We start from the raw sequence: 8,742 nt of genomic DNA, 5'->3' as shown, positions 1-8,742 counted from the left end.
GTATAATACTTTAATGATTGAAACAAGTGATATATTTAATTTGCTTCACAATGCAGTTGAGGCGAAAAATATCGGTAAGAAAATTTCACAAGCAAAAATGGCAGAAGAGCTTGGTGTACCAATGAGAACATATCAAGATTGGAGGCTTGGCAACTCAAAGCCACAAGCTGCTGCTGCAGTTTGTAAACTACTTTGTGAGCTTGACGACGATGAAATATTATTTGTTATCAATAAGATGAGAAAGTTATTAGGAAAATAGATGGAAAATTTGACACAAAAAGAGAGAATAGACCTTGAGAGTGTGTTTGCAGCTATCTGCACTAAAAAAGAGCCTAAATTTTTAGGTTTCTATAAAGACTTTTACTCGAGTGCAATTTTAAAATTTTACGTTGTTAAAGACAGAATTAAAAAAATAAAAATCAAAAAAAATTAGTATTATATTATTTGAGCAAAAAAATATTTTTTGCTGCATTTAAAGATTAATAATTTAGATAAATTCTCCTTAAATATTGACTTTATTTAAAGAGAATTTGCCGACTTATTTCTTACCAAATTTAGCTAACGCTCTTTGGTAGTCCTCTTCGCTATCGATACCGATACTTTGGCTCTCAACCTCTAGCATCGCTATCTTTTTACCATTTTCTAAAGCACGAAGCTGCTCGAGCTTTTCTGTGTTTTCAAGGTTTGAAGGCATGAGGCCGCAAAACTCATTTAGGCTCTTTACGCTGTATCCGTAGATGCCAAGGTGAGCCTTATAACTTTTACACTCGCTTCTGTTAAATGGTATCCTTGATCTTGAAAAATAAAGCGCATAGCCCTCAAAATCAGTCACCACTTTGACTAAATTTTTATCATCCGCAAACTCATCGTCCATCTTTTTGTAGCAAGAAAACATAAAGGCATTTTGCCTGTTTTGCTCGCAAAAAGCCCTAAATTTAGCGATGTTTTCAGGCTCGATAAATGGCTCATCAGCCTGAACATTTATGATGATCTCACTCTCGCTTAGCCCCAAAATTTGCGCCGCTTCGTTTATCCTATCAGTGCCACTTTGATGATCTTTACTAGTTAGTACCGCTTTTATGCCGTGAGCCTTGGCGATATCAAGCACGCTTGGCTCATCCACCGCAACCGCCACATCGTCCACGCCGCTTACTCTAAGAGCCGTCGCCACAAACATCGGCACGCCGTTTATCTCTTTTAAAATTTTATTACTAAACCTTGTTGAGGCAAGGCGGGCTGGGATGATTATCATCGCTCGATCCATTCTAGGACGCACTTTTCGATCTCGTCCTCTTTTATGATATTTTTATGCAAAATTTTCGCACTAAATAGCGAGTTTATCGAGCTTGGCACGATGTCATTTAAGATTTTAGCGGTCTTTGCCAGAGCATCTTTTTCATCTTTTGTATCTTTGATCTGGCACGCTTTGATCATGCTTGGCGTAAATTTCACCCAGTGCGCGGTCGATGTGATGACGTTTATGCGGCCAGCATCCACCATCTTAAAGCAAGTAGCCGTATGCGGATCGATCGCGTAGCCGTCCTTTGCGAGCTTTGCGATATATGCCTCGCACTCTTTATCTTCGCACCAGCTAGCCTCAAAGTCCTCTTGTAGCACTTCAAGCTCTTGCTTGCTAAGCTTATAAAATTTATTTTTTGCGAGGCTTTGCATGAGCTCATTAGTTCGCTCGCTACCAAATTTATCAAACAGCAAGCGCTCGACGTTTGAGCTTATCAAAATGTCCATGGCTGGGCTTATCGTCTTAACCAGCTTTTTATCCCTTAGGTCGTAAACGCCGGTGGTGAAAAACTGCGTCAAGATGTTGTTTGCGTTTGAGGCGATCTTGATCTTGCCGATCTTTGCGCCCATTTTTTTAGCGTAATACGCCCCAAGAGCGTTGCCGAAATTTCCACTTGGCACGATGATGTCAAAGCTCTCGTTTACCTTAAGCGCCTTTTGCTTTAGTAAATTTGCGTAGGCATAGGCGTGGTAGATGATCTGAAAGAGAATTCTGCCAAAATTTACCGAGTTTGCCGCGCTTAGTTTAAGACGCTTTTTCTTAAGCTCGGCCTTAAATTTATCATTTGCAAGCAGCGTTTTAAGTGCTCTTTGGGCGTCGTCAAAGTCGCCTTTTATGCCAAAAACCTTTAAATTTTCGCCCTGCATGGTCTGCATCTGAAGCTTTTGCACCTCGCTCGTGCCGCCGTCTGGATAGAGACAGACAACCTTGATATTTTCGTCGTTTGCAAAGGTTTGAAGTGTCGCAGGACCTGTATCACCGCTAGTTGCACACATGATAAGGTATTTTTCGCCTCTCTCTTTTGCTAGCTGGCTAAGAAGTGAGCCAAAAGGCTGAAGCGCCATATCCTTAAATGCCCTAGTTGGGCCGTGATATAGCTCATTTACGTATAAACTTTTATCTATTTTTTTAAAAATGACTGGGTGCTTTGGATCATCAAAGCTTGCATATCTTTTGACCGCCTTTTTGAAAAACGCCTCTGGCACGTCAAATTTAAACAGCGAGATGATGTGAAGTGCGAGTTTTTCGTAGCTTAATTGTGAGAGCTCTTGCCACTTTGATTTTGTTATCTTTGGAAGCTTTTTTGGCGCATAAAGTCCGCCATGAGCGGAGCTTGGGCTAAGCATGGCTGTGCTTAAATTTACATTTTTTATCTTTTCATCTTTTGCACTTCTTGTCGGTGTTAGTCTCATTTTTTACCTTTTTTGGTTGATTTTTTTATCCATTTTTCATATTTTTTAAAGACCTCTTTTGGCTTAAGTGCCAAAATTTCTGGGGTTTCGTAGCTGTGGTGCTTTCTTATAAATTTAGCTACTTTTTTAAATTTCACGTCCGTTTTTATGAGTAAAATTTGCTCTTTTTCACCAAAAAGCTTCTCTTGCCAAAGATAAATGCTTTTTGTGCTAAAGCTACTCACACAAGCTGCAAGTCCCTTTTTCACGAGCTTTTTGCTTAGTTTTTTTGCCTCTTTTTTCTTTGCGACTGAGGTCATTAAAATTCTCATTTTGATCTAAATTTTCCTTTTAAAAAGTGGCTCATTATAACAAAATGGGCTTAAATTTGCTGCGCTAAAACCTTTTTAAACTCCTCGCTTAGCGTAACTTCAAGCGTGATAAGCGATACTCTCAGCCCAAAATCCTTTGCCTTTACATAGTCCTTTTGTGTCATCAAAAGCGAGGTCGCGCCGTAACTTTGCAAAATTTCACTCAGCTCATCTTTTGAAAAATCATAATGGTCAGGGAAAAAGACCTGTCCCACACACTCGCTAAAAAACGCTTCAAGGCGGGCTGGGTTTGCTATGGCGGTAACTAGAACCATTTTTTCACTTTTATTTAAAATTTCACTCTTTCTAAAATGAGTTTGCCCTTCGATCGCCACAAAATCAGCAAATTTATAAAAGTTAAACGGATACCTATAAGCTCCGCTTGGTAGGCAAAATTTTAGCTTTGGCTCTGGGTTTGGACGCACCAAGATGTCAAATTTAGCTATGTCAAATTTAGAAAAACCATCATCAAGCAAAATATACTTCGCGCCATGCTCTTTGGCATATTTTATAGCTACTTTCCTATCTTCGCTTACTATTACATTTGCGTTTTTAAGGCTTGTGGCGTATATCATCGCTTCATCGCCACTCGCTACTACGTCAAGTAAAATTTCACCGTCATGCGCGACAACTTGCATGCCTTTGCTCTTTCTTTTATAGCCTCTAAGGATGATAAAAGCGCCCTCGTAATTTTTAGCAATTGCCACGCAAAGTGGAGTCTTACCACTTCCTCCTAGAGTTAAATTTCCAACACTTATTATCTTTATGCCAAAGTCTATTTTTCTAGCAGTAAATTTCTTAAAAATAACAATAAGAAAATAGATAAAACTTAATGGCAAAAGTAAAAATGCTAGTAAAATTTGAAAGAAATTTGGGCGAAAGAAGTAGTCATTCGCCCAAGCATGCAAGAAAATATTTAATTTCTTAAACACGAGTTTTAGAAATTTCTTTTACTTTGCTGCAGATATATTGCACCTCTTCGTCACTCAAACTATGATAAATAGGCAGTGACAACACTTGCTGATAATTTTTTAAAGCATTTGGAAAATCATTTACTTTAAGCGAGTATTTGTTTTTGTAATAACTTAGTAAATGTATCGGTATGTAGTGCAATGATGTGTGAATGCCATGCTCTAAAAGCTCTCTAGCAAAGCCGTCACGATTTTTATTTATCTTAATAATATACTGAGTATAAATGTGTTCGCGTTTTTTGACAGGGATTGTTATATTGTGGCACTCGCCAATCTCTTTATCATAAATTTTTGCGATCTCTTGTCTTCTTTGTATGAGCTTGTCTGTTCTTTCTAGCTGCGCAATAGAAAATGCTGCATTTATCGAGTTTATATCATACTTTAAGCCAATATCTACGACATCATAAATATAACTCAAGCTACCAAATTTATCAATGCCATTTACAAGAGCATAGTTGCGAAGTAGTTTTGCTCTTTTATAAATTTCCTCATCATTTGTCGTAAAAAATCCAACCGTTGATATAGGATTTTGTACACGCGAATGTGTCTGGAAGCATGACAAAAAGGAGTCTGAGCCAACTTTTTTACCATTGTATGTTAGTCCCATACCGCGATTTGCATCATCTAAAATTTTTACACCGTATTTCTCACAAACCGCCGTTATCTCATCCATCCTAGCGCTTTGACCTGCGATATGAGAGATAAAAGCACATTTTAATTTTTTGTGATTTTGTTCTTTTAGCACTTTCTCAAGGGCGTCTGGGCAGATGTTAAAATCTTCTTCATCAACATCCACAAAAATAGGTTCAGCATCAAAATGTCTAACAGCTTGTGCAATGCTAGGAAAAGCATTTATGGAGCAAATAACCTTATCTCCGCGTTTAGTGTCAAGCGCACTTAGTGCCAAGTGATGTGCGGCTGCAATATTATTTGTGGTAACTACAAATTTTGCACCAAAATACTCTTTTAACTTCTCTTCAAATCTAGCAACGATATTAGTAGTATTTTCAGAGTGCAAAGCCTCTTCAATAAGCTCACTTTCACGCTCAGTGATAGTTGGTCTATAAAACGGAATCTCTCTCATCTTTAATCCTTTAAATTTTCACTATCAACGGCATTTGTCGTTTAAACCTGTTTGAAACAACTCTATTTTCTATATCCGATACTGCTTTTAATCCGAACTTTTTGATGACTTGCTCCTTGTTATTTTCTAAATTTTCTAAAATCTCATCGATAACAGCATAACTATAACCTATGTCGCCTTCGTCACTTTGTCCATCCCACAAATCAGCCGAAGGTGCTTTGTCAATAAAATTTTTATCAACCCCAAGATGTTTTGCAAATTCAAAAATTTCACTTTTGTAAAGCTCTCCGATAGGATTTATCGCACATGCTAAATCCCCGAATATCGTACCGTATCCAAGCATAAGCTCACTTTTGTTGCTTGTTCCGATAACTAGAGCATTTATACTAGATGAATAATCATAAAGCAAGCTCATTCTAACTCTAGCTGCTAAATTCCCTTTTCTTAAATTGCTCAAATTTACATCTATCGTTTCGTAAAAGGCATTTAAAATACCTTCTATGGATAAAACCTTATATTTTATGTTTAATTTTTCGCATAAATTTAAGGCATCGTCCATATTTTGTCTGTTTGATGATGCTGTTGGCATGATGAGTGCATGAGTTTCATTTGGTTTTGCTCTTGCACACAAAGTCGCTACTACAGCAGAATCAATACCTCCACTAACACCCAACAACAAATTTTTATCTTTAGTTTTATCTTTTAAGCTTAAAACTAAAGTTTCTTCGATCTTTTGATACTCCTTCATTCTTCCTTTGCCTAGATTTGCTTCCTTTTGTAAAAATTATACTAAGTGAATTTAAAATTTTTCTTTAAGTTTAAGTAAAAAGATGTAAAATTTTAAGAAATAATAAATTTAAGGTAAAAAATGAGAGTAATACACAAAAGTTTTGGAGATTTTGGCACTAATTGTTACATCGTTACAAAAGATAACTCATCTTTAGTGATAGATCCAGGAGACGGGGCAAAGGAGTGGGTTTTACAAAATGCTAAAAATTTAAAAGCCATCCTTTGCACTCACGGGCATTTTGATCATATTTTTGATGCTGGTGAATTAAAAGATGAGCTAGAAATTCCCATTTATATCAATAAATCTGATGCTTTCATGTGCGAAAGCGATATTTTTGGTTATATGAAAAGTACTTTTACTCCAGATATTTTGGTTGGTAATGATGAAAATTTTAACATTGATGATTTTTGCATCAAATTTCATCATTTCCCAGGGCATACACCAGGGTGCTCGATGATAGAGATAGATGACGCGATGTTTAGTGGAGATTTTTTATTTAGAGGAAGCATAGGACGCTGGGATTTTCCTTTTTCAGATAAAAACGAGATGCTAAAAAGCCTAGAAAAGTGTAAAAATTTAAAAGGCAACTTCACGCTTTATCCAGGGCACGGAGAAGGCAGTACACTAAAGACCGAGCAAAACAATATTGGTTATTGGATAGGTATAGTAAAAAATAGCTAAAAATTTCGGTGGTATTAATTTCAATTTTCAAACTTCTAGAATACACTTAATCACTATTAAAAATTTATATTTTTATAAAACTAAAAGTCAATCAAAAAAGATAGAGAAATTTTGTATGGGGGTCTATTTTAAATTTTGAAAAGGTCCGAGCGAAAGCTCGCTCGGACAAAGGTTTTAGAAGCTATATTTTGCTTCAAATCTTATACGATTTTGTTTAAAGCTTTCGCTATCTTTTTTATCTTTAGCAGCTGCATACCAAGTTAGGAAATTAAGTTTTTTGCTATATTTGTAGCTAGCTTGTGCATACCACTCATTTCTTTTTGCTCTCTCTTTATCAAGAGCATAACTTGTTCCTTTGCCTTGAGTATAGCCAGCACCAAGACCAAATTTATCTATATCATATCCAGCATTAACAAACCAGTAATCGTTGTCGCCTTTGATATTATTGTAGTATTGTTTACCATCACCACTCATTACACTATTTAGTATTTTAGCTGGGTTGATTAGCTGACCATTTGCATCGATTGAAGTAAATGCGATTTTACCACTATTTCTAGCATCATTATCTTTATTTTTAGCGTCAAATTCTAAGTAGCCAGCATTAAATTTAGCACCAAATAGTTTTGTTCCAGCTTGAACAGCCCAAAAATCAGCATCAGCTACTTTTTTGTGATCTGAATCGCTATGAACATATTGACCTTTTAGGTTTAGGTTTATATCGTCGGTTACATTAAAACTAAATGCTGCCTCAGCACCATAAAGTGTAGCTATTTCTTGTAGATTTGCAATAGCTGCCTTAAATGATACTGGATCATAGCTACCAACTGCACCTAAATAATAAAGATTAGCAGGAGCGTCATGAAATTTTGTACCATTCGTTACTTCTTTTAGGAAAGGTCCATCTACTTCATCACTATTGTTTTCTATAGCATCATAAGCAGCAGCTGTTAAAGTAAGACCAGACACATCTGTACTTACCACTTTTAAACCAGTAGCTGCTATATCACCATCATCATAGAAAGTTTTGATAAGTTGTTTACCTGCTGTAATAGTAGTGTTAGATACTTTGTATCCTAGATACATCTCATATACACCAAAAGAATTTGTTGTATTTGTTTTATCTGTACCAGTTGCTACTTTATCGCCTGAATCATCAGTGGCAGAATATCTTAGTCTTAAAACACCAAAAAAGTTATCGTCTATCGCAGCTTTAAATGCTGTCTCCATTCTAAACGCATGACCAGCACTATTACCCTTGACAGTACCAGCTGTAGTTTTCTTAGTGCTATCATTTGTATAACGATATCTTGCAAATCCTGAAAGATCTACATTTTTTATAGCTTCTTCAAGTGGAGTTGCACTTGCAACGCTTGAAAATGCACCTAAAGCAACCAAAGCAGCTAAGCTAACTTTTGTAATTTTCATCTAAATCTCCTTTTGATAAAAAGTTTTGAAAGGATATTATCATAGAAAATTAATTTTATTGCTTAATTTTCCTTAAAATTTTAAAAAATGTTACCAATTATTTACCAAAATAGGATAATGAGATAAAGATTGTCTTTTTAAAATTTCGTTTTATTTGGGATTAAAAATCAAAAATTTTTACTTACTTTTAGCTATTAGCCTTAGCTTCTTCTCGTTCTTTTTTCTGCCTTATAGCAGCTTCTTTTTGGATATTTTTTTGTTGAGCCAAGAAGATATGCTCTTCAAGTGTGACAAGTTGAAATATTCCTTCAAAAATTTTTATATCTTTAACATATCCAAGCACTTTCACTTCTCTTTTTCTGCTCTCTTCAAATCTTGCTTGAGCGTCAAATTCCACCACGTCACCAAGCTTTAGTGGCCCAAAGAAATTTATCCTAGCCCCGATACTAACGCAAAATTCTTCATTAATGGCTAAAAGCGCGGCATGATTTGCGCCCATAAAAATAAATCCACTATGAATAAGCCCCTCAGTATCGCACACCATATCATCCGTAGTAAAAAATCTAGTCTTTGCGTGATTTTTTTCAAGTAAAAATGCCGTTCCACTAAAATTTAGCTTTGTAAGTGGAGCGGTTTTGATCTCGTTTCTTAATGGATTTTCATCTTCTGGTAAGATTATTTGCGATTCATCTTTTATATCATAGATATTTTCTTCTGCCATTTTTATCC

At 36.0% G+C, this 8,742-nt stretch carries 10 protein-coding genes; 2 read left to right on the top strand and 8 right to left on the bottom strand.

What is annotated here, in order from left to right; translation table 11 throughout:
* The first annotated feature begins 13 nt into the window (after nt 1-13).
* Entirely contained in the window at nt 14-259 is a 246-nt protein-coding gene (locus CYP28_RS10010) for a DNA-binding protein (protein ID WP_072594609.1), read from the top strand.
* 279 nt (nt 260-538) lie between these two features.
* On the opposite strand, the gene kdsB is transcribed toward CYP28_RS10010, so the two are convergent.
* From kdsB to CYP28_RS09980, 6 genes are read right to left on the bottom strand one after another with little or no spacing between them, the layout of a single operon-like run.
* Nucleotides 539-1,252: a 3-deoxy-manno-octulosonate cytidylyltransferase gene (kdsB, locus tag CYP28_RS10005; protein ID WP_103594052.1), complete on the bottom strand. Its 714-nt coding sequence runs from the start codon at nt 1,250-1,252 to the stop codon at nt 539-541.
* Nucleotides 1,249-2,712, bottom strand: a complete 1,464-nt coding sequence (thrC, locus tag CYP28_RS10000; RefSeq protein ID WP_103594051.1) for a threonine synthase — start codon at nt 2,710-2,712, stop codon at nt 1,249-1,251. The genes kdsB and thrC overlap by 4 nt, the downstream gene beginning before the upstream one ends.
* Nucleotides 2,709-3,023 carry a divalent cation tolerance protein CutA gene (cutA, locus tag CYP28_RS10945; RefSeq protein ID WP_180997922.1) on the bottom strand — a complete coding sequence of 105 codons (315 nt, stop codon included), beginning with the start codon at nt 3,021-3,023 and terminating at the stop codon, nt 2,709-2,711. Before cutA ends, thrC begins: the two co-directional genes overlap by 4 nt.
* A gap of 50 nt (nt 3,024-3,073) precedes the next feature.
* Nucleotides 3,074-3,994 carry a tetraacyldisaccharide 4'-kinase gene (locus CYP28_RS09990; RefSeq protein ID WP_103594049.1) on the bottom strand — a complete coding sequence of 307 codons (921 nt, stop codon included), beginning with the start codon at nt 3,992-3,994 and terminating at the stop codon, nt 3,074-3,076.
* Nucleotides 3,987-5,117 carry a DegT/DnrJ/EryC1/StrS family aminotransferase gene (locus CYP28_RS09985; RefSeq protein WP_084042092.1) on the bottom strand — a complete coding sequence of 377 codons (1,131 nt, stop codon included), beginning with the start codon at nt 5,115-5,117 and terminating at the stop codon, nt 3,987-3,989. The genes CYP28_RS09990 and CYP28_RS09985 overlap by 8 nt, the downstream gene beginning before the upstream one ends.
* 10 nt (nt 5,118-5,127) lie before the next feature.
* Complete coding sequence (locus tag CYP28_RS09980) at nt 5,128-5,865, bottom strand: NAD+ synthase (RefSeq protein WP_103559984.1); 738 nt, start codon at nt 5,863-5,865, stop codon at nt 5,128-5,130.
* Nucleotides 5,866-5,985: 120 nt separating this feature from the next.
* On the opposite strand from CYP28_RS09980, the gene CYP28_RS09975 reads away from it, so the two are divergent.
* Nucleotides 5,986-6,588: an MBL fold metallo-hydrolase gene (locus tag CYP28_RS09975; RefSeq protein WP_103594048.1), complete on the top strand. Its 603-nt coding sequence runs from the start codon at nt 5,986-5,988 to the stop codon at nt 6,586-6,588.
* Nucleotides 6,589-6,762: 174 nt separating this feature from the next.
* Here CYP28_RS09975 and CYP28_RS09970 read toward each other — a convergent pair whose 3' ends face one another.
* Nucleotides 6,763-8,013: a porin gene (locus CYP28_RS09970; RefSeq protein ID WP_103594047.1), complete on the bottom strand. Its 1,251-nt coding sequence runs from the start codon at nt 8,011-8,013 to the stop codon at nt 6,763-6,765.
* A gap of 187 nt (nt 8,014-8,200) precedes the next feature.
* Nucleotides 8,201-8,734 (bottom strand): thioesterase, encoded by a 534-nt coding sequence (locus tag CYP28_RS09965; RefSeq protein WP_103594046.1) that lies wholly within the window; start codon nt 8,732-8,734, stop codon nt 8,201-8,203.
* Nucleotides 8,735-8,742: the final 8 nt, after the last annotated feature.

The sequence above is a fragment of the Campylobacter concisus genome, assembly GCF_002914195.1.
GTDB lineage: Bacteria > Campylobacterota > Campylobacteria > Campylobacterales > Campylobacteraceae > Campylobacter_A > Campylobacter_A concisus_M.
This window is presented reverse-complemented; position numbering and strand designations above follow the sequence as displayed.

What these genes read in the sequence shown, in the direction of transcription:
- cutA (WP_180997922.1), bottom strand. Translation starts at nt 3,023, where the DNA reads ATGAGAATTTTAATGACCTCAGTCGCAAAGAAAAAAGAGGCAAAAAAA.
- CYP28_RS09980 (WP_103559984.1), bottom strand. Translation starts at nt 5,865, where the DNA reads ATGAAGGAGTATCAAAAGATCGAAGAAACTTTAGTTTTAAGCTTAAAA.
- CYP28_RS10010 (WP_072594609.1), top strand. Translation starts at nt 14, where the DNA reads ATGATTGAAACAAGTGATATATTTAATTTGCTTCACAATGCAGTTGAG.
- thrC (WP_103594051.1), bottom strand. Translation starts at nt 2,712, where the DNA reads ATGAGACTAACACCGACAAGAAGTGCAAAAGATGAAAAGATAAAAAAT.
- CYP28_RS09965 (WP_103594046.1), bottom strand. Translation starts at nt 8,734, where the DNA reads ATGGCAGAAGAAAATATCTATGATATAAAAGATGAATCGCAAATAATC.
- CYP28_RS09970 (WP_103594047.1), bottom strand. Translation starts at nt 8,013, where the DNA reads ATGAAAATTACAAAAGTTAGCTTAGCTGCTTTGGTTGCTTTAGGTGCA.
- CYP28_RS09975 (WP_103594048.1), top strand. Translation starts at nt 5,986, where the DNA reads ATGAGAGTAATACACAAAAGTTTTGGAGATTTTGGCACTAATTGTTAC.
- CYP28_RS09985 (WP_084042092.1), bottom strand. Translation starts at nt 5,117, where the DNA reads ATGAGAGAGATTCCGTTTTATAGACCAACTATCACTGAGCGTGAAAGT.
- kdsB (WP_103594052.1), bottom strand. Translation starts at nt 1,252, where the DNA reads ATGATAATCATCCCAGCCCGCCTTGCCTCAACAAGGTTTAGTAATAAA.